The 23,333-nt window shown below is 62.1% G+C and carries 26 protein-coding genes and 1 tRNA gene; 13 read left to right on the top strand and 14 right to left on the bottom strand.

The window, feature by feature from the left end; genetic code table 11:
* The first annotated feature begins 142 nt into the window (after nucleotides 1-142).
* Nucleotides 143-1,165: a TRAP transporter substrate-binding protein DctP gene (gene dctP / locus JQ609_RS13650; protein WP_212273777.1), complete on the top strand. Its 1,023-nt coding sequence runs from the start codon at nucleotides 143-145 to the stop codon at nucleotides 1,163-1,165.
* Nucleotides 1,166-1,217: 52 nt separating this feature from the next.
* On the opposite strand, the gene JQ609_RS13645 is transcribed toward dctP, so the two are convergent.
* From JQ609_RS13645 to JQ609_RS13635, 3 genes are read right to left on the bottom strand one after another with little or no spacing between them, the layout of a single operon-like run.
* Nucleotides 1,218-2,132 carry a hydroxymethylglutaryl-CoA lyase gene (locus JQ609_RS13645; RefSeq protein WP_212209454.1) on the bottom strand — a complete coding sequence of 305 codons (915 nt, stop codon included), beginning with the start codon at nucleotides 2,130-2,132 and terminating at the stop codon, nucleotides 1,218-1,220.
* Nucleotides 2,133-2,139: 7 nt separating this feature from the next.
* Entirely contained in the window at nucleotides 2,140-4,146 is a 2,007-nt protein-coding gene (locus JQ609_RS13640) for an acetyl/propionyl/methylcrotonyl-CoA carboxylase subunit alpha (RefSeq protein WP_212273776.1), read from the bottom strand.
* 5 nt (nucleotides 4,147-4,151) lie between these two features.
* On the bottom strand, nucleotides 4,152-5,756 hold the full coding sequence (locus tag JQ609_RS13635) for a carboxyl transferase domain-containing protein (RefSeq protein ID WP_212273775.1): 1,605 nt from the start codon (nucleotides 5,754-5,756) through the stop codon (nucleotides 4,152-4,154).
* 330 nt (nucleotides 5,757-6,086) lie between these two features.
* Between JQ609_RS13635 and JQ609_RS13630 the strand changes: the two genes are divergently transcribed.
* Together JQ609_RS13630 and JQ609_RS13625 are read left to right on the top strand one after the other, a co-directional pair.
* The gene (locus tag JQ609_RS13630) at nucleotides 6,087-6,734 is read left to right on the top strand and encodes a TetR/AcrR family transcriptional regulator (protein WP_212209451.1); all 648 of its coding nucleotides are present in this window, start codon (nucleotides 6,087-6,089) and stop codon (nucleotides 6,732-6,734) included.
* Nucleotides 6,735-6,767: 33 nt separating this feature from the next.
* A complete protein-coding gene (locus JQ609_RS13625; protein WP_212273774.1) occupies nucleotides 6,768-7,250 on the top strand; it encodes an Lrp/AsnC family transcriptional regulator in 483 nt (160 codons plus the stop codon).
* A 45-nt stretch (nucleotides 7,251-7,295) separates the two neighbouring features.
* Here JQ609_RS13625 and JQ609_RS13620 read toward each other — a convergent pair whose 3' ends face one another.
* Nucleotides 7,296-7,601: an ETC complex I subunit gene (locus tag JQ609_RS13620; protein ID WP_212209449.1), complete on the bottom strand. Its 306-nt coding sequence runs from the start codon at nucleotides 7,599-7,601 to the stop codon at nucleotides 7,296-7,298.
* A gap of 268 nt (nucleotides 7,602-7,869) precedes the next feature.
* Between JQ609_RS13620 and JQ609_RS13615 the strand changes: the two genes are divergently transcribed.
* Entirely contained in the window at nucleotides 7,870-9,018 is a 1,149-nt protein-coding gene (locus tag JQ609_RS13615) for an OpgC domain-containing protein (protein WP_212209448.1), read from the top strand.
* Nucleotides 9,019-9,063: 45 nt separating this feature from the next.
* Here the strand turns inward: JQ609_RS13615 and JQ609_RS13610 are convergent, their stop codons facing one another.
* Complete coding sequence (locus JQ609_RS13610; RefSeq protein ID WP_212273773.1) at nucleotides 9,064-10,872, bottom strand: carbamoyltransferase C-terminal domain-containing protein; 1,809 nt, start codon at nucleotides 10,870-10,872, stop codon at nucleotides 9,064-9,066.
* A 392-nt stretch (nucleotides 10,873-11,264) separates the two neighbouring features.
* On the opposite strand from JQ609_RS13610, the gene JQ609_RS13605 reads away from it, so the two are divergent.
* Nucleotides 11,265-11,576: a hypothetical protein gene (locus JQ609_RS13605; RefSeq protein WP_212209446.1), complete on the top strand. Its 312-nt coding sequence runs from the start codon at nucleotides 11,265-11,267 to the stop codon at nucleotides 11,574-11,576.
* Between the two features lie 307 nt (nucleotides 11,577-11,883).
* Here JQ609_RS13605 and JQ609_RS13600 read toward each other — a convergent pair whose 3' ends face one another.
* Entirely contained in the window at nucleotides 11,884-12,660 is a 777-nt protein-coding gene (locus JQ609_RS13600) for a cyclase family protein (RefSeq protein WP_212273772.1), read from the bottom strand.
* 57 nt (nucleotides 12,661-12,717) lie between these two features.
* A complete protein-coding gene (locus tag JQ609_RS13595; RefSeq protein WP_212273771.1) occupies nucleotides 12,718-13,701 on the bottom strand; it encodes a fumarylacetoacetate hydrolase family protein in 984 nt (327 codons plus the stop codon).
* A 99-nt stretch (nucleotides 13,702-13,800) separates the two neighbouring features.
* On the opposite strand from JQ609_RS13595, the gene JQ609_RS13590 reads away from it, so the two are divergent.
* The 5 genes from JQ609_RS13590 to JQ609_RS13570 are packed head-to-tail and all read left to right on the top strand — an operon-like array spanning nucleotide 13,801 to nucleotide 17,781.
* Entirely contained in the window at nucleotides 13,801-14,715 is a 915-nt protein-coding gene (locus tag JQ609_RS13590; protein WP_312014850.1) for an ABC transporter substrate-binding protein, read from the top strand.
* Between the two features lie 10 nt (nucleotides 14,716-14,725).
* Nucleotides 14,726-15,424, top strand: coding sequence for a GntR family transcriptional regulator (locus JQ609_RS13585; RefSeq protein ID WP_212209442.1), 699 nt, complete (start codon nucleotides 14,726-14,728; stop codon nucleotides 15,422-15,424).
* Between the two features lie 4 nt (nucleotides 15,425-15,428).
* On the top strand, nucleotides 15,429-16,232 hold the full coding sequence (locus JQ609_RS13580) for an ABC transporter ATP-binding protein (protein WP_212273769.1): 804 nt from the start codon (nucleotides 15,429-15,431) through the stop codon (nucleotides 16,230-16,232).
* 44 nt (nucleotides 16,233-16,276) lie between these two features.
* Nucleotides 16,277-17,005 (top strand): ABC transporter permease, encoded by a 729-nt coding sequence (locus JQ609_RS13575; RefSeq protein WP_212273816.1) that lies wholly within the window; start codon nucleotides 16,277-16,279, stop codon nucleotides 17,003-17,005.
* Nucleotides 17,002-17,781 carry an ABC transporter permease gene (locus JQ609_RS13570; protein ID WP_212273768.1) on the top strand — a complete coding sequence of 260 codons (780 nt, stop codon included), beginning with the start codon at nucleotides 17,002-17,004 and terminating at the stop codon, nucleotides 17,779-17,781. Before JQ609_RS13575 ends, JQ609_RS13570 begins: the two co-directional genes overlap by 4 nt.
* Nucleotides 17,782-17,847: 66 nt before the next feature.
* Here the strand turns inward: JQ609_RS13570 and JQ609_RS13565 are convergent.
* The 5 genes from JQ609_RS13565 to JQ609_RS13545 all read right to left on the bottom strand — a co-directional run bounded on the left by JQ609_RS13565 (nucleotide 17,848) and on the right by JQ609_RS13545 (nucleotide 20,807).
* A tRNA-Pro gene (locus JQ609_RS13565) sits at nucleotides 17,848-17,924 on the bottom strand.
* Nucleotides 17,925-18,122: 198 nt separating this feature from the next.
* Nucleotides 18,123-18,617: a DUF192 domain-containing protein gene (locus JQ609_RS13560; protein WP_212209438.1), complete on the bottom strand. Its 495-nt coding sequence runs from the start codon at nucleotides 18,615-18,617 to the stop codon at nucleotides 18,123-18,125.
* A 163-nt stretch (nucleotides 18,618-18,780) separates the two neighbouring features.
* Nucleotides 18,781-19,446: a cold-shock protein gene (locus JQ609_RS13555; protein WP_212209437.1), complete on the bottom strand. Its 666-nt coding sequence runs from the start codon at nucleotides 19,444-19,446 to the stop codon at nucleotides 18,781-18,783.
* Nucleotides 19,447-19,645: 199 nt separating this feature from the next.
* Nucleotides 19,646-20,407, bottom strand: a complete 762-nt coding sequence (locus tag JQ609_RS13550; RefSeq protein WP_212036624.1) for a Sir2 family NAD-dependent protein deacetylase — start codon at nucleotides 20,405-20,407, stop codon at nucleotides 19,646-19,648.
* Nucleotides 20,408-20,570: 163 nt separating this feature from the next.
* Nucleotides 20,571-20,807 carry a hypothetical protein gene (locus JQ609_RS13545; protein WP_211995089.1) on the bottom strand — a complete coding sequence of 79 codons (237 nt, stop codon included), beginning with the start codon at nucleotides 20,805-20,807 and terminating at the stop codon, nucleotides 20,571-20,573.
* 193 nt (nucleotides 20,808-21,000) lie between these two features.
* Between JQ609_RS13545 and JQ609_RS13540 the strand changes: the two genes are divergently transcribed.
* Nucleotides 21,001-21,168, top strand: a complete 168-nt coding sequence (locus JQ609_RS13540; RefSeq protein WP_212209434.1) for a hypothetical protein — start codon at nucleotides 21,001-21,003, stop codon at nucleotides 21,166-21,168.
* A gap of 429 nt (nucleotides 21,169-21,597) precedes the next feature.
* Here the strand turns inward: JQ609_RS13540 and JQ609_RS13535 are convergent, their stop codons facing one another.
* Nucleotides 21,598-21,783 carry a hypothetical protein gene (locus JQ609_RS13535; protein ID WP_212209536.1) on the bottom strand — a complete coding sequence of 62 codons (186 nt, stop codon included), beginning with the start codon at nucleotides 21,781-21,783 and terminating at the stop codon, nucleotides 21,598-21,600.
* Between the two features lie 619 nt (nucleotides 21,784-22,402).
* Between JQ609_RS13535 and JQ609_RS13530 the strand changes: the two genes are divergently transcribed.
* Nucleotides 22,403-22,549 (top strand): hypothetical protein, encoded by a 147-nt coding sequence (locus JQ609_RS13530; RefSeq protein ID WP_212273767.1) that lies wholly within the window; start codon nucleotides 22,403-22,405, stop codon nucleotides 22,547-22,549.
* A gap of 54 nt (nucleotides 22,550-22,603) precedes the next feature.
* On the opposite strand, the gene JQ609_RS13525 is transcribed toward JQ609_RS13530, so the two are convergent.
* Nucleotides 22,604-22,900 (bottom strand): putative quinol monooxygenase, encoded by a 297-nt coding sequence (locus JQ609_RS13525; protein ID WP_212273766.1) that lies wholly within the window; start codon nucleotides 22,898-22,900, stop codon nucleotides 22,604-22,606.
* A gap of 137 nt (nucleotides 22,901-23,037) precedes the next feature.
* Between JQ609_RS13525 and JQ609_RS13520 the strand changes: the two genes are divergently transcribed.
* Nucleotides 23,038-23,235, top strand: coding sequence for a hypothetical protein (locus JQ609_RS13520; protein ID WP_212273765.1), 198 nt, complete (start codon nucleotides 23,038-23,040; stop codon nucleotides 23,233-23,235).
* Nucleotides 23,236-23,333 lie beyond the last annotated feature (98 nt).

Below are 23,333 nucleotides of genomic sequence, written 5' to 3'. Positions count from 1 at the left end.
GGCTCTGGAATCAGCCACTGCTGCCTTGAGCGACAGGCTGCCTCGAACGACCAGAACAGAAACTCTACGCACGGCGGCCGGCTAAACGGTGCTCAACGCCGGCTTGGACACGCCGACCAAGAATGCAATTCAGGGGAGAACCATGCTCACACGCCGCCATGTTCTCGGATCCGCGCTCGCCGCGCCTGCCATTCTTCGCTTCGGCACGGGCACCGCACACGCCGCAACGAGGCTGAAGATTTCGCATCAGTTTCCGGGCGGCACCATCGACAAGGGTGATTTCCGCGACCGCCTGTGCCGTACGTTCGCGCAGGGAGTGGCCAAGCGCAGCGGCGGCGAGATTGCGGCCGAGGTCTATCCGAACTCCTCGCTGATCAAGACCAACGCGCAATTCTCGGCGATGCGCAAAGGCGAACTCGATCTAAGCCTCTATCCCCTTCCCTATGCCGGCGGCGAGTTGCCGGAAACCAATATCGGCCTGATGCCCGGACTGGTTTCGACCTACGATCAGGGCTTGCGCTGGAAAACGCACCCCGTCGGCAAGGCGCTGACCGATTTCCTGGCCGACAAGGGCATCATCCTGCTGAGCTGGGTCTGGCAGGCCGGCGGCGTCGCCAGCCGGTCCAGGCCGATCGTCGATCCGGAAGACGCCAAGGGCCTCAAGGTTCGGGGCGGTTCGCGCGAGATGGACATGGTGCTGCTGACCGCGGGCGCAGCGGTGCTCTCGGTACCATCAAACGAACTCTATGCGGCGATGCAGAGCGGCGCCTGCGATGCCGGAATTACCTCCTCCACCAGCCTGATCTCGTTCCGTCTGGAGGAGGTCGCAAAATCGCTGACCTCGGGCGCGGGCGCCTCCTACTGGTTCATGCTGGAGCCGTTGTTGATGTCGAAGGCGAGCTTCGACAAGCTGCCCAAGAACCAGCAGGACATCATTCGCGCGGTCGGCGCTGACCTCGAAGCCTTCGGCAAGAAGGGTGCGCAGGACGACGATATCGAAGTCGCGAAGGTTTATGAGAAGGCCGGCGCCAAAGTCAGCGCGCTCGATGCGGCAACCGTCGCCAAGTGGCGCGACATCGCGCGCGATACCGCGTGGAAAGACTACAGTGCCGCGACGGCGACGTCGGCCAATCTGCTGAAGCTCGCAACCGACGTCGCCGCCTGATGCCCGGTGAAGCGGGCGAGTAGCGAATGGCGAATAGCGGGACTTCCATTTGCTATTCGCTACTCGCCATGCGCCTCTTCGCGTTCAACGCCGAAGCGACGCGGCTGACCGGCGGCCTGCCAATCAAGCGGCTGACCTCGTTCGTCGCAGCTAGCAGCTTTGTCATGTCCACGCCGGTTTTGATCCCCAAGCCCTCGAGCATATAGACCACATCTTCGGTCGCGACATTGCCGGTGGCGCCCGGCGCGTAGGGGCAGCCACCGAGGCCGCCGGCGGCGGAGTCGATCACGCGCGCGCCTTCCTCCATCCCCGCATAGAGGTTGGCCAATGCCTGCCCGTACGTGTCGTGGAAATGCATTGCGAGTTTTTCCATCGGCACGCTGCCGGCTACCGCTCGCAGCAGTTGCCGTGCCTTCAGCGGCGTACCGACGCCGATGGTGTCGCCGAGCGAGACCTCGTAGCAGCCGAGGTCCCACAGCGTTTTGGCGACGTCCACCACGGCCTGCGGCTTGATCTCGCCGTCGAAGGGACAGCCGAGCACGCAGGAGATATAACCACGCACCTTGACGCCGTCTGCCTTAGCGCGGGCGACCACCGGCTTGAAGCGCTCAATCGACTCCGCGATCGAGCAATTGATGTTGGCGCGGGAAAATCCTTCCGAGGCGGAGGCGAACACGGCAATGACCTTGGCGCCGGCCGCTTGCGAGGCTTCGTATCCCTTTTCGTTCGGCACCAGCACGTGGAACTCGCTGCCTGCGATATGGCTGACGCCACGCAACACCTGGTCCGAGCCAACCATCTGCGGGATCGCTTTCGGTGACACGAAGGCACCGACCTCGACGGTGTGCAATCCTGCACCGATCAACGCCTCGATGAAGGCAATCCGATCAGCCACACTGATGGGGGTCTTCTCGTTCTGCAGCCCGTCGCGCGGCCCTACTTCAATGATACGGACAGCGTCGCTCATTTCGGCCTCACGAGGCTGCAGGTTCGACTTCGGCAAGTTCTACGCCTTCGCCAACGATATCGCCGACCTTACATTTGATCTTCTTCAACACGCCGGCAAACGGCGCGCGCAGGGTCTGCTCCATCTTCATGACTTCCAGCGTCAGGATCGCAGCCCCCTTCTCCAGCGTCGCCCCCTCCTCGGCCAGCAGCGCCACCACGGTGCCCGGCAACGGCGCCACGATCTTGTCCTCGCCGACATGCTCCTCGGTCTCGCCGCCGAACGGATCGACCCAATGCAGGTCGAAACGGCCGTTGCGGGTGCGCAGATAGAGTTCGTGACCCTCGATCACCGCGACGACACGGGATTTCATCCCGTCGAGCGTCAGATCAAAACCACCATCATCGGCAGGCGACGTCGTGAAAACGAACTGACGCTCGCCGATCGACAGCCTCGACGCCCCGTTGCCATAGTCCAGCGTGACCTTCTGCTCGGCGCCCTGTCCCTGGCGAAGCGCGAACACGCGCTGCCGCTGGCCGACCGGCTGCCAGCCAAAGGCCTGCCACGGCGAATGGGCCTCCTTGGCTGCGACCTTGCGCTCCTCGACTACGATAGCGGCGACCGCCGCACAGAGTTCAAGATCGCCGCAAGCGTATTTCGGGTCGGTCAGGCCTTTCAATTCGCGTTCAATAAAACTGGTGTCGATGGTGTTCGCCCGAACTTGCGGATGCGTCACCAGCGCTGACAGGAACGGGATGTTGGTCACGATGCCGCGGACGTCGGTCTCTTCCAGCCCGCGGTTCAGTCTCTCAATCGCGGCCTGTCGGGTCGGCGCCCACGCGATCAACTTGGCGAGCATGGCGTCATAATAGGGCGACACCGCATCGCCGCTGCGATAGCCGGCATCGATGCGCAGGCCGTCAACGGCGTCAGGCGTGCGCCATGTCTTGATCCGGCCGACCGAGGGCATAAAATTCTTCTGCGGATTTTCCGCGTAGACCCGCGCCTCGATGGCATGGCCGTTCAGTTTGATCTCATTTTGCGCCAGCGGCAGCTTCTCGCCGAACGCCACCCGCAACTGCCATTCCACGAGATCGACGCCGGTGATCAGTTCGGTCACGGGATGCTCGACCTGCAGGCGGGTGTTCATCTCGATGAAGAACACCTCCTTGCCGTCGGAGACGAATTCGATGGTGCCGGCGCCGACATAATTGACCGCCGCGGCCGCTTTGCGCGCGGCGGCGCAGACCGCCTCGCGCTGGGCGGCGTCGAGCGTCGGCGACGGCGCTTCCTCGATCACCTTCTGATGCCGCCGCTGCAGCGTGCATTCGCGCTCCCAGAGCGAGAGCAGGTTGCCGTGGCTGTCGCCGATGATCTGCACCTCGATGTGGCGCGGATTCTGGACGAATTTCTCGATCAGCATGCGATCGTCGCCGAACGCGGCCTTTGCTTCGCGCTTGGCACTGACGATGGCAGCCGCCAGTTCACCGGCCGAATTGACCACGCGCATGCCGCGCCCGCCGCCACCGGCGGAGGCCTTGACCAGTACCGGGAAGCCGATCTTGTCGGCGGCCTGCGCCAGAACAGCCTCGTCCTGGGCCTCGCCGTGATAGCCTGGCACCAGCGGCACGCCGGCCTTTTCCATCAGCGCCTTGGAGCCGGATTTGGAGCCCATCGCCGTCATCATCGCGGCGGTTGGACCGACGAACACCAGGCCGGCGTCGAGGCAGGCTTGCGCGAACTCGGCATTCTCCGACAGGAACCCGTAGCCGGGATGCACCGCTTCGGCGCCCGTCTGGCGCGCCGCCTCAATGACGCGCTCGACGTTGAGGTAGCTGTCGCGGGCCCGCGCCGGCCCGAGCAGCACGGCCTCGTCGGCCATGGCGACATGCATGGCGTCGCGGTCGGCCTCGGAATAAACGGCCACGGTGCGCAGGCCCATGGCGCGGGCGGAGCGGATCACGCGGCAGGCGATCTCGCCGCGGTTGGCGATCAAGAGCGTGCGGAAACGCCGGTATAGTTTCGAGCGGTCCATCTGCATCACATCCTGAACAGGCCGAACTTCGTCGGTTCGATCGGCGCGTTGGCAGCCGCGGACAATCCAAGGCCGAGCACCAGCCGCGTATCGGCGGGATCAATCACCCCATCATCCCATAGCCGCGCGGTGGCATAATAGGGACTGCCCTGGCTCTCATACTGGGCACGAATAGGCGCACGAAACTTCTCGTCCTCTTCGGCCGACCAGGTGTCGCCCTTGGCCTCGATACCGTCGCGCCGCACCTGGGCCAGAACCATCGACGCCTGTTCGCCGCCCATCACCGAGATGCGGGCGTTCGGCCACATCCAGAGGAAGCGCGGGCTGTAGGCGCGGCCCGACATGCCGTAATTGCCGGCGCCATAGGAGCCGCCGATCACGACGGTGAATTTCGGCACCCCGGCGGTCGCCACCGCCGTCACCAGCTTGGCGCCGTCGCGCGCGATGCCGCCGGCCTCGTATTTCTTGCCGACCATGAAGCCGGTGATGTTCTGCAGGAACACCAGCGGGATATTGCGCTGGCAGCACAATTCGATGAAGTGCGCGCCCTTCAGCGAGCTCTCGCTGAACAGGATGCCGTTATTGGCGATGATGCCGACCGGATAGCCCCAGATATGGGCAAAGCCGCAGATCAAGGTCGTACCGTAAAGCTTCTTGAACTCGTCGAATTCGGAACCGTCGACGATCCGCGCGATGATGTCATGAACGTCGAACGGCTTGCGGCCGTCGGCGGAAACCACGCCGTATATTTCTTCCGCCGGGAACAGCGGCTCGCGCGGCTCGCGCATGTTGAGCGCGGCGCGCGTCGGCGGCTTCAGCGTAGCCACGATGCGCCGCGCGATCCCGATCGCATGGGCGTCGTTCTGCGCGTAATGGTCGGTGACGCCGGACTGCCGCGAGTGCACGTCGGCGCCGCCGAGTTCTTCGGCCGTGACCACCTCGCCGGTCGCGGCCTTCACCAGCGGCGGTCCGCCTAGAAAGATCGTGCCCTGGTTGCGCACGATGATGCTCTCGTCCGACATCGCGGGCACATAGGCGCCGCCCGCCGTGCAGGAGCCCATCACAATGGCGATCTGCGGAATGCCAGCTGCCGACATCTGCGCCTGGTTGTAGAAGATGCGGCCGAAATGCCGCTCGTCGGGAAAGATCTCGTCCTGCAGCGGCAGGAACGCGCCGCCGGAATCGACCATGTAGACGCAAGGCAGATTGTTCTGCCGCGCGATGTCCTGCGCGCGCAGATGCTTCTTCACGGTCATCGGATAGTAGGTGCCGCCCTTGATGGTGGCGTCGTTGGCGACGATGACGCATTCGCGGCCCGAGATGCGCCCTACCCCGGTAATGACGCTGGCGGAATGGACGTCGCCGCCATAGAGACCGTGGGCAGCCAGCGGCGACAATTCGAGGAATGCGGTGCCGGGATCGATCAGCAGGTCGACGCGCTGGCGCGCCAGCATTTTGCCGCGCGAGGTATGCCGTGCGCGTGAGGTTTTACCGCCGCCGCCGGCAACCACCTTGAGTTTTTCTCTGAGGTCGGCGACGAGGCCGCGCATCACTTCGGCGTTGCGGGCAAAATCGGCGGATGTGGGATCGATCGTTGAATGAAGCGACATGGCCTATCGTTTCTTTGGGTGACGGGCGGTTGGTGCGTGGCCTCTAGGACTGGCGGGACAAGACCTCTCGCGAAACGGCGCGACAGGCTGTACCATCTTTGCGGCGAAGTGTCCCGGCAGCCGGGATTGCGGGCCCGCTTGCACGATCACGCCTCCTCCGAATTAAAAACGATCATACGTTTTTTTAATAGAGCTGCAAGAGGATGGTCATGATTTTTGAGTTTTGCCAAAATGGCATGTTATGCCGTTGAAATTCCTCACATCTCATGCAATAAACATACGGTCGTTTGTATCTTTATAAGCGTTTCAATCCACCACCCCGAGGACCAGATGGCACGTACGATCGGCTCCTATGGCCCGAAGACGCTGGAAGCGATCCGCAAGGCCGGGCTACGCCTGATCTTCGAACAGGGCTATTCGGCGATGAGCCTGCGCGACCTCGCCGCCGAGGTCGGGATCCAGGTGGGATCGCTGTACAATCATATCAGCACCAAGCAGGAACTGCTGTTCGAACTGGTGCAGGACCACGTCAACGAACTCATTCGTCAGCTCGATCTCGCGCTGGAAGGTAAGCAAGGTCCGGAGGAAAAGCTCCGCGCCTTCGTCGCATTCCACGTCACCTACCACATGAGCCGCAAGCGCGAGGTCTTCATCGCCAATTCCGAACTGCGCAGCCTGGAGCCGAAGAACTATGAGGCGATCGTGGCGCTGCGCAGCGCCTATGAGGCGCGGCTGGCGCGTATCCTCTCGGAGGGCGTTTCCGAAGGCGTCTTCGAAGTCGTCGATGTCAAGGTGGCGACGTTTGCGATCCTGGCGCTCCTGACCGGCCTCTGCACCTGGTACCGGCCGGGCGGACGCCTGACCAGGGACGCGATCATCGCCGCCCATGAGAAGCTGGTGCTGTCGGGCGTGTCGCCGCAGGCCGCGAGCGCCCCTGCCCGCAGCATCCGCAAGCCACGGCGGGTTGCAGCTGTCTAGCAGCGGCGGACTCCTGAGCGCGGACGAGCAGCCATGACAGCCAATCACAAGCTCGACGACATCGACCGGAAGATATTGTCCGAGCTTCAGAAGGATGGACGCATCCGGATCAACGAACTGGCCAGTCGTGTCGGCCTCTCCCTGCCGCCTTGCCTGCGGCGTGTGCGGTCCCTGCGCAGCCGCGGCGTGATCAAGGCGATCCGCGCCACGATCGACGAGAAGGTGCTCGGCTACGAGGTCGTGTCGTTCGTATCGATCCAACTGGCGAGCCAGGCCAAGGCGACGCTGGAAGCGTTCGAAGCCTCGATTGCGGCCCTGCCCATGGTTCTGCAAAGCTGGCGCATCTCGGGAGAAGCGGACTTTTTACTCAAATGCGTCGCGCCCGATGTCGAGGGGATGCATCAGCAGCTTCGGCAGTTCGCCGCCATGCCCGAGGTTCGGACTATCAGAAGCTTGCCGGTCCTTGGCGTCGCGAAGGATGCGCCCCTGCCGATGCCCGGGGAAAACAGTCCCTAGCGCTTCCAAGGCTCAATGGGGTCGATGACGTAATGGGTCCCGGGCCTAATGCGTCCAGGGCTCGCCGCGCCGGAACGCGAAATTGTCGGCATAGGCGACTTGGCGGTGCGCGGAGTCCTTGGGCTCGATCACCTGGTAGGGAATGCCCTTGCGTTCGCAATAGGCCACCGCGTCTTCCTTGGTGTCGAAGTGGAGCGTGAGCTGCTGCTTCATGTCGCCGGATGAGGTCCAGCCCATCAACGGTTCGATCGCCCGGGGCTGCTCGGGCTCGTAGTCGAGCTGCCATTCCCGGGTCTTGGCCCTGCCCGATTGCATCGCGTTTTTGGCGGGCTTAAAAATGCGTGCGGTCATGGATGGTCGAACCTTCAGAGATGTGCGACTTAAAGACACGAGACTTGGAGACGTTTGGCGCAGACGGCCGGGATAGTATAGAGACACCTTTCAGGGATTTGATCGGTGATTCCATAACCCCGGATGTACCATTCCGGACCGGTATAGTCATTATGCTGCACTGTGACAATCTTCGTCCGCCCTGCGGCCCGCGTATGGTTCGAGGCCTGATTCAAGGCTTGGTCCGGCGGCGCGATCGTCCCGACAGCATCACATCGAAGCGGCTCCAATGAAAATCAACGCCACCCTGCCCGAAAAAGGACGCGACCTCCGGCTCGACCTGTTTCGCGGGGTTGCGAACTGGGCGATCTATCTGGATCACATCCCGGACAACGTGGTGAACTGGATCACGACCCGCAACTACGGCTTCAGCGACGCGGCCGACCTGTTCGTTTTCATTTCCGGATATACCGCCTCCTTCGTCTATGCCCGGATGATGCTCGACCGCGGCTTCATCGTCGGCGCCACGCGGCTGACCAAGCGCGTCTGGCAGCTCTACGTCGCCCACATCATCCTGTTCGTGATCTATATCGCCTCGATCAGCTACCTCGCGCTGCGGTTTGGCGATTCCGAGCTCGTCAACGAGTTCAACGTCGTCGGCCTGGTCGACAACGCGACCGAAACGTTGCGCCAGGGCCTGTTCCTGAAGTTCAAGCCGGTGAACCTCGACGTGCTGCCGCTCTACATCGTGCTGATGGGACTGTTCCCGCCGGTGCTGTGGATGATGCTGCGCCAGCCCAACTGGACCATGGTCGCCGCAATCGTGCTGTGGTTGGTGTCGCGGCAAACCGGCTGGAACCTGGCGGCCTACCCGACCGGAACCTGGTACTTCAACCCGTTCGCCTGGCAGGTGCTGTTCGTGTTCGGCTCCTGGTGCGCGCTCGGCGGCGCCCGGCGGTCGGCGGCGGTGATCAATCACCCGCTGACGCTGTATTTCTGTATCGCCTATCTGCTGTTGGCGCTGGTCATGACGATGGCCGGCAGGTTTCCGGATTTCGGAAACATGTTCCCGCATTGGCTCTATTCGATGTTCAATCCGAACGACAAGACCAATTTGGCGCCCTACCGCTTCATCCATTTCGTGGTGATCGTGATCATGGTGATCCGGTTCATCCCGAAGGATTGGCCGGCGCTGGAATGGAGAATATTCGATCCGCTGGTGGTCTGCGGCCAGCAATCGCTCGCGGTATTCTGCGTCGGCGTGTTCCTGTCGTTCGTCGGGCACTTCCAGCTGTCGCTGAGCTCCGGCTCGCTGTTCGCGCAGATCTTCGTCAGCGTGACCGGCATCGCGATCATGACGATCGTCGCCTACTATATTTCCTGGTCGAAACGGCAGGACAAGCCGTTGCCCAAGCCGGCGCCGAAAGCGGCCGCTTGATCGAAGCGGCTTGATCGGTGTCCTCAACTTCCAGAACGGCCACCTTCAGGCCGACCGGGCGGTCGCTGACACCAGGTTCCTCACGTCGTCGTAGGTATCGACCAGCGGTCCGACGATCTTGTGCATGGCGGTCTTCGATACCACCGTGTCGTGCATGATCAGATGGTCGACCCCCGTGGTCAGGAAGCAGGCCACGGCATCGCGCGGCGTCTCGACGATCGGCTCGCCCTTGATGTTGTATGACGTGTTGATCAGCACGGGAACGCCGGTCAACGCATCGAACTCCTTCAACAACTGGTACAGCTTCGGATTGGTCGCTTCGCGCACGGTCTGGACGCGCGCCGTACCGTCGACATGCACGATCGCCGGTATCTTGTCGCGCCACTCAGGGCGCACCGGCTTCGCAAGCAGCATGAACGGCGAATCCGCGTCGCCCTCGAAAATATCCTTCATCCGCTCGGCCAATACGATCGGCGCGAACGGGCGGAACGCCTGCCGGTGCTTGACGCGGCTGTTCAGGATGTCCTTCATCTCGGGCTTGCGGGGATCGCCGAGCAGGCTGCGGTTGCCGAGCGCCCGCGGGCCGAACTCGGAGCCGCCCTGAAACCAGCCGATCACGCGCTGATCGGCGAGCAACTTCGCGGTATCGCGGCAAACATTGTCGCTGCGTCTCGCGTCGATCTGGATGCGCACCAAAAACCGCTGCAGCGCGGCCGCGACATCCGCATCGCTATAGGGCTTGCCGATATAGGAATGCTCCATGACGAAGTTGCGGCGCTGCTTCAGGATCTCGAGCCAGCCGTAATAGGCGCAGCCGATCGCAATGCCGTCATCGCCGGTCGCCGGCTGGATCCAGATATTGTCGAAACCGGCTTCACGGGCGAGCCGGCCATTGGCCACGCAGTTCAGGGCGACACCACCGGCCATCGTCAGGTTCTTGGCCCCGGTGGTCTCGCGCAGCCAGCGCGCGCGGGCGAGCAGCACGTTCTCGGTGTCGTCCTGCACCCGCCAGGCCAGATCCTCCCAGTGCCGCATCGCCGGGCTCTTTTCCCAGGTGCTGCCGTCCTGGATGTAGGGCTGCTTGAGATCGGTGGTCCAGTGCGGCACCTGCAGCGTGCCGTCTTTCAGCCCCATCAGGCTCGCGACCGCGTTGTGGCGGCCATAGGGTGCGAGCCCCATCAGCTCGCCGCATTTATTCCAGTCGCCGAAAATGTAGGTCGACGCCCGGCTGTAGAGCGCGCCCATCCCCGGCATGTTGTAGAATTCATCGCTCAGGAAGCCGCGGTCCGGCTCCATGAAAACCTTCTTCAGGCATTCGATCGTCGATCCCTTGAACTTGTAATAGCTCTCGGATTCGCGCGCGAGCGGCGTTGCGGTGTCGCCCGAGGGATAGGACTCCATGACGTCGGACTGATAGCTGCCGACGCCATCGACGATCATCACCACGCCTTCCTCGAACGGCGATACCGCGAACGCGCTGTAGGCGTGCGCCAGATGGTGGGAGATCGTTACCACCTTCTCCGAGTGCGACAAATACAACGGGTGCTTGGCCGCGTCGTCCCGTTCAAATTCGGGAAGGAAACCCGGCGCGTCAAAATAGACCAGCCGTTCTTCCATTTCCCCTACCGGCATGATGTAGCAATTGCGAACGATCAGATCGATGTCATCCAGCGTGATGCCTTCTGCCTCGAGGCAATAGTCGATCACCTCCTTGTAGAAGCCGGACGCGTGCTTGACCCGCGTGATCCGCTCCTTGGCGATCGCGAATGCGATGGCGCCGTCGCGTAGCAGGCAGGCGCTCACGTCATGGTCGTAGGTGTTCAGGCCGAGAACGTAGGTGTGCTGTTTGGGCATGGATACTCTTTAAGGCGGGGACCGTCGTGCTCGAGATCGTGTCGACGTCAAGTTGCTGGCTTGGGCTTGCCTGGTTTTTCTTGCCCGTTTTTTTGCCTGGTTGTTCGGCTGGTTTGTCTTGCCGAGTTTTCGTTTCGGTAATTCTGCAGTGCACAATCATCGGACAGAAAGATGAACGAAGATGAACGAAGATGAACGGCGCAACGCGAGAATTCGTCGCAAGCCGGAGTGTAACTTGACCTTATCTTTCCGTCTTAATAAAGTCCCGAATTGCCGAAAGAACCTTAGTAAAGATATTATCTTAGCTCATCTGAACCAAAGGCATTTTCGAGCGTCTAAGTTTGATAATGCGGAAGTCCAGGTGGTTTAGAAAGTGACCGGGAGATTCTAGAATGGCTAAACGCTACAATATCCTGACGCGTTGTCTTGCAGCGCTCGCCTTGTTGTTCGTCTACGTCGCCAGCACGTCTGCCATTCTGGTAGGTGCAACGACGTCGCCGGCGGAAGCCCGCGGTGGACGAGGCCGTGGCGGCGGGTGGGGTCGCGGTGGCGGTCGTGGTTTCTATCGCGGCGGCGGCTGGGGTCGCGGCCGTGGTTATTATGGCCGGGGCCGGGGCTATGGCTTCTACGGTGTTCCCGTGGTTCGCGGCGGACCCCGCTGCTGGTGGAATGCGTACGGCGTTCGCGTCTGCAGGTATTACTGATATCGGATTGATCGGCGAAAATTTACGCACGGTCTAAACAATAATCAGGTGTGCCGGACAACCGGCGCACCTTTTTCTTTGCCGCTAATTTGACACTTCCACTGAGCGAGCTGCGCTCAATCGACATGCGCACTGTCGCGTTGCGGCGCGCGATCGCTGTTGTCAGTGTCAGCGCGCCGTCAGGATGAAGCCGCGGCGGCATCGGGCTGATCGACGAAACGGACTCACTCCCGCAGAAGCATCTGCCAACAAGCTCGGCGCAATTCCATCCTGAAATTCCTCTCGGCGTTTCTCGCTAGCGACGGATCTATCCGTCGAGAATAGCGACGGCCCGGGTCCAGCCCGCCGAAGCGCGTTCGATCTTCACCGGGAAGCAGGACACCGTGAACCCGGTTGATGGCAGTTGCTCGAGGTTGTGCAACTTCTCGATGTGGCAATAGCCGATGTGACGGCCGGCCTTGTGGCCTTCCCAGATCAGGCTGGCGTCCTTGGTCTCGGCATATTTCTTTGCGGTGTAGACGAACGGCGCATCCCAGCTCCAGCCGTCGATGCCGGTCAGCCGCACGCCGCGCTCCAGAAGATACATGGTCGCCTCATAGCCCATGCCGCAGCCCGAGGTGACGTAATCCTGCCGGCCGTATTTGACGCCGGCGCTGGTGTTGACCACCACGATTTCCAGCGGCGACAGGGTATGACCGATACGCTTGAGCTCGTTCTCCACGTCCTTGGCGGTCGCCACATAGCCGTCGGCAAAATGCCGGAAGTCGAGCTTCACCCCCGGCTGTAGGCACCATTCCAGCGGCACCTCGTCGATGGTCCAGGATCGCTCACCCCGGTTCATGGTGGGATGGAAGTGCCAGGGCGCATCCAGGTGGGTGCCGTTGTGGGTCGAGAGCTGCACCTGCTCGACCGCCCAGCCCTGCCCGTCCGGCAGATCTTCGGCCTTCAGCCCGTCAAAGAACTGCAGCATGCGCGGCAGGCCCTGCTGGTGGTCGATGTACTGGATGGTCGGATGACCGCCCGGCGGATCGGCGGGTACATCGTTTTGCAGGGGAACGGAGATATCGATCAACTTGCGCGCCATTGGCGTTTCCTCGCTGAATGTTTTTGGTTCTTGTTGTGGTGGCGTGGTCGCGGCGGCCTATTGCCGTTCGACCCGGTTCTTCAGGATACCGATCTTTTCGACTTCAAGCTCGATGCTGTCGCCGTGTTCGAGATACCAGCCGAGTTCCAGTCCGCAGCCATTGCCGACCGTTCCGGAGCCGATGAATTCGCCGGGCATCAGCGTCTCGTCCCTGGTGACATGGGCGATAATCTCCTCGAATGAAAACAGCATTCCATCGGAAACCCCTTGCGAGCGCATCTTGCCGTTGACGCGCACTTCCATCTTCAATTTGTAGGGATCACCGAGCTCGTCGGGCGTGATGATCCACGGTCCCATTACATTGCCGCCATCGAAACTCTTGCCTTTTGCGGGGCCGAGCCGCCCCTCCATTTCGATACGCTGGGCGTCGCGCGCAGAAAAATCGTTGAAGATCGTAAAACCGAAGATGTGATCCTTGGCTTTCGCGGCGGAAATGTTGGCACCCTTGTTCTTGGTGATGATGCCGAATTCGCATTCATAATCCATCACCTGACTGTAGCGCGGCCACTTTACGGTGGTGTTGGTGCCGCGGACGCTGAAGCGGTTGGTAATGTAATAGATCGGCTGCTTGCGATAGACCTCCGGCAATTCGCCGAGCGGCTCGGCCTCGATGCGCGCCAGTTCCGCCATGTCGTTCCTGGCGCGTGCGGCGAGCTTGAGCTGGCCGCGCGGGGCCTGGAGAATGTGCAGCGGAAACGACATGCCGTCCCGCATCTGCCGCGGCTCCGGGATCGGGGCGAGGATATCTGCCGTTGCAACGGATACCGACAGGCTTTCGTCCTTGCCGTGCTTGTCGAACACGGCCGATGCCCGTTCGAGCGCGCCTTCGCCGGCATCAATCAGGGCAAGCATGGAAACGAAGGCCGGATTGGCGGCGCCGTTCCGGCCGGCGGCCGCGGCCAGATCGAACAGTTTGCCGTCGCCGGAATGCACGATCCCGACCTTTTCCTGACCGCCGGATTTGAACGTTGCGAGTTTCATTGTTTGCCGCCCTCTTGCTTTTGGATGAAATATATGATCAAAAAAAATATCGATAATCAAGCACCAAAAATGTAAACCAGGGAGATGACCGTGAAAACGATCCTTGCAACCTATGCGGTCAGCCTGGCGCTGACGGGAGCTGCCGTCGCGCAGGCCAAGATTCAGGTCGGTTGCACGGCGACGTCGGATTGCGCCTCCGCCATGGTGGCGATCGACGAAGGCATCTTCAAAAAGCACGGGCTTGAAGTCGAGATGACGCCGATCGGCATCAATTCGAACATCCCCGCCGCGATCCTTTCCAACTCGATTCAGATCGGTGGACCAACCTCGACCGTGTTCCTGCAGGCCGTTGACGGCGGCCTCGACCTCGTCGCCATCGCCGGCGCGAGCGTGATGAGCCCGGTGAACCAGGACAGCATCGCCGCCTTCGTCCGCAACGGCATCACCATCAAGGAGCCAAAGGATTTCGTCGGCAAGAAAGTCGGCGCGCCCGGCCTCAACGCCTTCCTGCATGTGCTGTTCGTAAAGTGGCTGGTGGACAAAGGCGTCGATCCCAGACGCGTCAATTTCGTCGAGGTCACCTTCCCGACCATGTCCGACATCATCAAATCAGGCAGCGTCGATGCCGTGCTGACCGCCGAGCCGTTCGTGACGCGTATGCTGAACGCAGGATTGGGCTCGGTCGGCGCGCGTTATGCAGCCGAGCTCGCGCGCACCGAGCCGATCATTTTCTACGCGGCATCCCGCGAATGGGCCGACAAGAACGCCGTCGCGATCAAGAAATTTCGCGATGCGATCGCTGAATCCGCGCTGATCGTCAATGGCGATCGCGAAAAGGCCTCCGCGTCGATTGCCAAATTCACCAAGCAGCCGATCGAATTGGTCAAGGCGACGCCCCCGAACCAATCCGAGCCGGCGCTCAAGCCCGAGCAGTTGAGCTGGTGGATCGAGGTAATGTCGTCGCAGAGAATGCTGCAATCCAGGCTCGATACCGCCAAACTGGTTCTGAAGTGAGGCTGTTGCAATGTCGACTACCGAGCGCAATTCGAGCCAACCCGCGACTGAGGCCGCAACTTTAAGCGAGCGCGCAGCCACGCTGGTCGAGCACGACATACTGGCCGGGCATCTCGCGCCGGGATCGCGGCTTGGGATCGTCGATCTGGTTCAGCGCTATGAGATCGGCGCGACGCCGCTGCGCGAAGGTTTGTCGCGGCTGATGTCGCGCGGGCTGATCGTCGGAACCGGACAGCGCGGCTTTCGTGTTGCCGACGTCAGCCGCGAAGACCTGCACGATATCACCGTGATGCGGACCGCGGTCGAGATCGAGGCGATCAAGCTGGCGATCACCCATGGCGACGATGCCTGGGAGGCCGGCATTGTCAGCACGCTGCACCAAATGCGCCGGCACATCGAGCGGACCGGCGATGAATTCCGCGAAGGCGCCGAGGACTTCGACCGGCTGCACAAGGGTTTCCACACCGCGCTTCTGACCGGCTGCGGCTCCAGGCGGCTGCTGGCCGCGCATTCCGATCTCTACGACCAAGCCTACCGCTACCGCCGCGTGATGATGCGCTCCCTCGACAGCGGCAAGAAGTTCGTACGCGTCCACCAATTGCTTGCCGACCGCGTTCTTTCCCGCGATATCGCCGGCGCGCAGGCGATGCTGGAGGCGCATCTGCGTTCGACGATCGACATCGTCTACCCCAATGGAAGCGAGAGCTGACGCCATGGCAAACGCCGCAAAACGCTTCGAAGTCATTCCCGGCCAACCGAGACCGCAGATCGCGTTCACGGACGTTACGCTCCAGCTCGGCGGCAAGACCATCATCGAGAATTTGAGCCTTGGCGTCCGGCCCGGCGAATTCCTCTGCGTCGTCGGTGCGTCCGGTTGCGGCAAGACCACCGCGCTGCGGCTGGCGGCGGGGCTCTACCAGCCGACCAGCGGCAGGGTGGATTTCGACGGCCAGCTGATGCTGCATCCGCGGCGCGAGATCGCCATCGTCTTCCAGGATTACGGCAAGGCGCTGCTGCCGTGGCGCACCGCGGCCGGCAATGTGTCGCTGGCGCTCGAAGCGGGCGGGATGCCCTCCGCCGAGCGCCCTGCCCGCATCGAGGAATTGCTGCGCACGGTGGGCCTGCCCGGCCATGCCGGAAAATATCCCGCCGAAATGTCCGGCGGCATGCAGCAGCGGCTGCAGATCGCGCGCTGCCTCGCGCAGGAGCCGAAGACGCTGCTGATGGACGAACCATTCGGCGCGCTTGATGCGATGACACGGCAGGGCTTGCAGGACGAGGTGCTGGCGCTGGTGGCTGCAAGCGGCGCAACCGTGATCTTCGTGACGCATGATCTGGACGAAGCCATCTATCTCGGCGACCGCGTCATCGGCCTGTTGCCGCATCCCGGAAGGATCGGCATTGAGCTTGCGGTCAATCTGCCGCGGCCGCGCGATCAGCTTTCGACCCGCGAACACCCGGAATTTCTGCGGCTGCGGCGGCAGCTGTTCGACTTCATCAAGGCGACCGAACAGTGACGACGGATAAGGCCAAGGATAAAGTCAAGGCGCTGATACTGCCGATGGCGGTGCTGCTCGCCTTCGAGGCCTGGGCGCGCGCGACGCATCTGCAAAGCGACAGCCTGGCGCCACCAAGCGAAATCATCATGGCGCTCGCCGGCGCCTTTGCAGACTTCTCCATCCTCACAGCAACGCGTGACACGCTGTTCTCAGCCTTTGCGGGCCTCGCGATCGGCACCGTCATCGGGCTGGCGCTCGGCATTGCCTTCGGGATTTCAGACACGCTCAACCGCCTGATGGAAGTGACGGTCGAGGCTGTCAGGCCGATCCCGTCGATCGCCTTGCTGCCGATCGCGCTGATTGCGCTCGGGTTCGGCTATCGCATGGAAATCGTGATCGTCGCGTTCGCCTGCGTCTGGCCGATCCTGATCCTGAGCCGGGCGGCGGTACGCAGTATCGAACCGCGGTTGATGGAAGTATCGCGGGCGCTGCGGCTACCCGCGCCGCAGCGGGTCTGGAAGATCATCATCCCCGCCGCGCTGCCGCGGATCTTCGTGGCGTTCCGGTTGTCGGCCGGTATCGCGCTGATCGTCGCCGTCACAGTCGAAATCGCGATCAATCCGCTGGGGCTGGGCGCCGGGATGATGCTGGCGCAGCAGGCGCTGCGGCCCGACCTGATGCTGGCCTATCTGGTCTGGATCGGCGCCATCGGTTACGCGCTGAATATCCTGCTGGTGGTGGCGCAGCACCGCCTGTTCGGCCGCGCCGCGTTGAGCGGAGACAGCGCATGAACCGCAACGCAAGCCTCTGGCTCTGGCTCTGGCGCGCCGCAAGCTTTGCGGTCGCCGCCTCCTTCATTGCGCTGTGGCAATTGATCGCCAATCTGAAGCTGGTCTCGCCGGTGTTCCTGCCGGGTCCGGACCGGGCCTGGGCCTCGCTGGTGCGTGGATTTTCCAACGGCGATCTCGGGAGCAAGCTCGCAGGTACGCTCGAGCACATGGCCTATGGCTGGCTCGCCGCATCGATCGCTGGCATCGCGATCGGCGCGATCATCGGCTCGTCGCGGATAATGCGGACCTATGTGGCGCCGTCGCTGGAATTTCTGCGGCCGTTGCCGGTATCGGCCATCATCCCGGTCGCGATTGCGATGCTGGGGCTGACCCAGGCCATGGCGCTGTTCGTGATCGCCTTTGGTGCCATCTGGCCCATCATGCTGGCGACCATTCATGGCTTTGTGGCGGTCGAACCTCGCCTCTACGAGGTGGCGCGCTCGCTGCAGATGTCGCGGCTGGCGGTCATCTTCAAGATCGCGCTGCCGTCCGCCAGTCCCGACATTCTGGCCGGCATGCGCCTAAGCCTCACCGTGGCGCTGATCCTCTCCGTGGTCTGCGAAATCCTCGCCGGCCTCGACGGTCTCGGCCATTGGGTGCTGCTCTCGGCCAGAGCCTTCCGCTCGGCCGATCTGTTCGCCGGCGTCATCCTGCTCGGCGTGACCGGCTACGTAACGTCGGTGGCGATGTCGATGGCCGAACACCGCCTGCTGGCGTGGCAGGCCGCGCAGCGCTGATATCCGTCTAAAGGAACGCGGGCGCTTGCACCAATCAAAAAATAACCAGTAAATTCAAACGATTATTGGTCGGGGCAGCTGGATTCGAACCAACGACCTGCAGTACCCAAAACTGCCGCGCTACCAGGCTGCGCTATACCCCGATTGGTGCTGGGAATGGACACGTCGATACACGCTTGGGGGCCCGCCAGCAAGGCGCTGGGCGGCCTGGCGTCGGCTCTGGCCGGGGGGCCCGTCCTAACTTTGCATGGGGTTGTTTTTGATATTTTGTGTCCAGGCCCTGCAGCGGACCGCCCATGGCGCGCCGAACGGGCGCAGCAACGCGCTGGCGGCCCTATGCCCTATCGGCCGTTGAACAGGGGGTGGGCCACCCGGTCGCCGGGCCTGATGCCGTATTTCTGCGCCGTGCCGGCAATCACCTCCAGCACGCCCTTGGCGAGCCCGCCCGACGAGATGATCTTGGTCGACATCGGCTCGGTATTCTCCGCGATCCGCAGGATGCGGCCGTCGGCGCGGATGAAGATCATGTCGAGCGAGATGTAGGTGTTCTTCATCCACATCGATATCTGCTGTTCGGGCGAGAAATCGAACAGCATGCCTTTGCCGTCGGGCAATTCCTTGCGGTGCATCAGCCCCGTGGTCTTCTCCTCTTCGGTCGTCGCCATCTCGACCGAGAACACCTGCACGCCGGATTTGGTGACGATCTCGAGCGGCTGAATGCTGGCGGCCTGCGCCGCTGGGCTTGCGCCGAGGCTAACGAGCAGGCCCAGCGCTGCGAGCAGCGACGCCGTCAGCCGCCCGCGCAAGACGGGCGCAACCATCGAAACCAAATTCATCACAACACTCACGCCGGACACCAGGATGATCCAGGGGGATTTAGGCTATTGCCAGGAAATCCTAACCCGATGATTGCGGCAAAGGCCAGAGGCCGGCGCACGCGCAGCCACCGACCGGCTCACGATTCCGTCAGGTGACAGGCCGGACAGCGGATACGGGCAGTTAGTGCGACGACAGTGCCGACGGCCCGGTCTCGGGGTGGATCTCCGCGGCCATCATGCCCTTGGAGCCGGGCCCGAACCGCACCAGCACGTACTGGCCAGGCCGCAGCTCGGTCATGCCGAAGCGGCGCAGCGTTTCCATATGCACGAAGATGTCGGGCGTCCCTTCGCCGCAGGTCAGGAAGCCGAAACCGCGCAGCCGGTTGAACCATTTGACCTGTGCGCGCTCCAGACCTGAGGTCGGCGTAACGCTGACATGGGTTCGCGGCGGCAGCATCTGCGCCGGATGGATCGCAGTGGACTCGTCCATCGAGACGATGCGGAAGGCCTGATAGCCCTTGGCGCGTTGCACACATTCGACCACAAGCCGCGCACCTTCATACGCGGTCTGATAGCCATCGCGGCGCAGCACCGTGACGTGCAGCAGCACGTCGGGCCAGCCATTGTCGGGAACGATGAAGCCGTAGCCTTTCGAGGCGTCGAACCATTTGATGACGCCGGATATTTCGACCAGGTTCGCAGCAGTTTCGCCGAGACCAGAAAGAGCATCCATCCCCGGATCGCGCTCGGCGCCGGCAGAATATTCACCTGGTCCAAGCCTGTTCTGCCCTGTCCCGCCTGACGGCGGCCCCCCGAGCTTCTTGGACTCAAATCCGTCCGACCCCATGACCCCGGACCTCACACATTCAAATGCGGTCCGCTATCACCGTAGCGGACCGGAACACGCGCCCATCCATGACCACTCATGATAACGCCGCGCGAATCTCTCGAATCAAAAGATAACACTCCCGCATGCGGCGCATAGCTAAAAAAACAATTCAGGCGGGAACTATGAACAGGCTTGCAAGCCTCGAATCAATTGCAGTTCAATTGCCTACAAACGGTCCAAGTGTCTCTCCGATGTCGTGCCGGATCACGAGATCGGCGACATCGTCCTGTTCCGTCGGCTCGTTATTGATGATGACAAGCTTGGCGCCGCAGTTCTTGGCCATCAGCGGAAAACCGGCGGCCGGCCAAACGACTAGCGAGGATCCGATGGCGAGGAACAGGTCGCAATGCTGGGCCAGTTCCGTGGCGCGGCGCATCGCGTCTTCCGGCATTGCCTGTCCAAACGAAATGGTCGCGGTCTTGACCGGTTCGTCGCAAACCGTGCAATCGGGCGCGCCGCCGGTCTCGTCAAAGCGCGCCTTGACCCAGGGCAGATCGTAAGCCTGCCCGCAGCCGATGCAGCGGGCGTAGGTGGTGTTGCCGTGCAGTTCGACCACGTCGTCGGCCTTGAAACCGGACGTCTGGTGCAGATTGTCGATGTTCTGGGTGATGATCGCGGGGATTTTGCCGGCCTTGTAGAGCGAGGCCAGCGCCCTGTGTCCACGGCCGGGCTTCGCCGCGGCAAAGGTCGGCTCCATCGCAAAGCGCCGCCGCCAGGCCTCGTCACGGGCGTCGGAACTGGCGACGAACTCGTCGAACGGAATCGGACGATTGCGAGTCCACAATCCGCCAGGCGAGCGGAAATCGGGAATGCCGCATTCGGTCGAGATGCCGGCGCCGGTAAAGGGAACGATGGACGATGCCTCGGCGATCATGTTGCCGAGCTGTTCGACGCCGCTGCGAAGGTCTGGTGCGATCACGTCAACATCCGATTTTCAAAGCGTTTCCAGGCGGAAGCCTGCCCCGCAACGGAAAACACGTCAAACAAAATTGGCCGCGCCGACGGTAGCGCGGCCAATCGGATCGGCTGTTCGGTCAGCCCCCGCACAACCGAACATCAGCCGCGCCATCAAGCAGGCATCATCAAGCGGCTTTGGCGACGGGTTCCTTGGGTTCCCGCACTTCTTCGGTCTTCTTGACCTTGGCGACGGGCGCGCTCTCCGTTTTCTTCGCAGGCTTGCCGTATTGCGCGAGTTTTTCCAGTTCCGCCTCGAGCTCGGCGCGGCGTGCGGCGACCTTCTCGAACAGCTTGTCGGTGGCGTGCTCGCGCAGTGCTGCGAGTTCTTCGATGCTCAGTGAATCCAGATCGATCTTTGCCATGCGAACCTCCGATTTGCTCGTCGCTACCGGGAAGGTGCGCACGCAACAAGCGGCGCGCGGGCCTTATCCACCGCCTTCGCTTTGCAAACAGACGACCACAATCCCGCAACGTGGCTTCCCAATTCACGCCCCAATCGCAACCGTCAATGGCAACCGGGACGACTCAAAAACACGACTCCAAAAAGGATGGGCAATGAACGAACAGGACGACAGGCTCGCGCGTGCGCGCGAAGAAATCGCAGCACGGGTCGCGAGCTTCAAGGCCACCCAGGAAAAATTCGAACGCGAGCGCGAGGAATATTACGCAACCACGCTCGGCAAAGCCTGGAGCGGATTTAACCGCCCATCGTTCTGGCGCTAGCGTCAAAGTCCGATCAGCAAAAGCCCCGGGGTGATGCTCCGGGCTCTTTTGTAAGTGCGCCACCAGGCGGAACCGGCCCGCCATTTCCGCCAAAAAATTTTCGGAGCGCGCCGGGAACGAACCCTGCGGATGCGCGTTCCCAAGCCAAGTGCAGCAACCTTGCCAGAGGTGAAAGCATGAAACACCCCGTCAGCGTCTTCGGAGGCTGGCGGGGTTTTTCATTTCGCGGAGGGCCCTGCCCGCAAAATATCCACGCCCATCCAGGCAAGAAGGAACCGATTGCCGCCCCGGGAATTTGTTCCCGAAAGAGGTGCAACGATGCCCCCATGGCTGGAAGTTCTGCTGAACGTGATCGCGTTTGCCGGCTTTATCGGCATCGCTAAATATCACAAGCCGCGCGGCGAAAAATTGCCGGACCGCTAGGGAATCCTAGTTCGCCTTGTGCGGCTCGCCCGCCGTCCGGACCAGCCTGTCAGCTTTGACCAGCACATGTCCGGTTTCCGGTTGCGACCGCAGTGAAAAACTGATGCCGACGAAGGCCAGGCAAAACAGCAGCCCGACCACCATCACGCGTCGGTGCGTCGGCTTGTCGGCGTTATGAAACGAAGGGACCATGGCTGTTTCCTCCAGCCATCCCTAGCGCAACCTCTGATAAGCACAACGCAATCCCGGTCTTAACCTAACTGAATAGGGTTATTGGCGGTTCGGAAAGGGATCGTTGACCTCGCCGGTTGGCGCGCACCCCACCCGATCCTGTACGCACGCACTTGTCCGCAGCAAATCCACAGGTAAATCACAGGGCGCAAAATGGGTTTTCCGGCGTTGCGCCCAATGCTTGCTGCGCACCCGTCCACACCCCCGGCGGCCGGACGCATCGAGCTTTCCCTTCGAGCGACATACGCATCGGCACAGCACGGACTAGTGCAACACGATCAAATGGATCGGACCAGAGGCTGGGGCGACACGCGAAGCGCTGCGCCAGGGAATCCGAAACATCGAAGCAAGACTCCTTTTGTTCTTCGAAGAACGAACAGGGGGCGCGCTTTCCGGACCGGCCGCCGCTTAAGATCGGGTTACTTCGCGAGCGCTCGCCGATGGCAAACCGCATCGTGGCCCACGCGCCGCCTGCCGCCAGGCCGGCCTGATCGGAGCGCTTCGGACGCTATCGGCTGTTCGCATCCGTCGTGATCGAACCTTCTTGGTCCGATTTGTACCTATCCGAAAAGGTGCTGACATGACCCAGGCAGATCATTACCGAGACCAGTCCATCCGAGCCAAGCGATTGGCCCGCGCCGTCAGGGATCCCGAGGCCTCGAAGAAGCTCTTCGAGATGGCCGAGAAATTCCGGCTCTACGCCGAACGGCTGGACAAGACCCTCTAAGACTCGCAGGCGACAAGACGCGTGGCGCGTTGCGCGACACGGCTTGCAGCGCGGCTATCGCGGAATTGATTCCGCGCGATAGATCCTGGTCCCGGTGGTTTCGACGATCCGGCCCTTGAGCGATCTGACGAACGCTTTCGAGCCTTCAACGGCGAAATGGGTGCGCAGCGCTGCCTCGTCCGCCCATTGCTCGAAGAAAAACAGGCGCATTGGATTCTGGCAGTCGACATGCACGTCGTGCGAGATGCAGCCGGGCTCCGTGCGGGAGCGCTCGACATGGTCAAGGCAGGCGGCCAGCACCTCCTCAAAACGGTCCTCACGCGCCAGAATACTCCCTGTCACCAAAATCATCTCGGCATCCCCTGCACGTCTCGCCGGTCCCTGCCCGGTACCGATCTACTCGGCAATTAACCCAATTCGCCGTTAACCCAATCTCTTTACAAAGTGTAAACGAACGCCTGACAGCTTTTGGTCAGGAGGATAATCTCATGCTTGTTTATCCCGTACCTGTTGAAGTGACGCAGGCCAGAATCCAGCTCCTTGTCGACCAAACCGCCAAGGCGCCGCCGAATACGATCAACGAAGACCTGAAGGCCGTCTACGACGCCAAGGCGCAGGCCCAGCAAGCACAGATCGAACAACACGCCCAGGCCGAGCCAGCCCCATTGGTCGACGTCAAGGTCTAGCCCATCGGAAGTGAACCTGGTCCCTCGCGCTGCCGGCGACGTGCCTGCCGCCGGGGGAGCGATGGCGATTGTCGACCGGCGCTCTGTGCTGGGATACT

This window comes from Bradyrhizobium sp. AUGA SZCCT0169 (genome assembly GCF_018130085.1).
In the GTDB taxonomy this organism is placed as follows: Bacteria; Pseudomonadota; Alphaproteobacteria; order Rhizobiales; family Xanthobacteraceae; genus Bradyrhizobium.
This window is presented reverse-complemented; position numbering and strand designations above follow the sequence as displayed.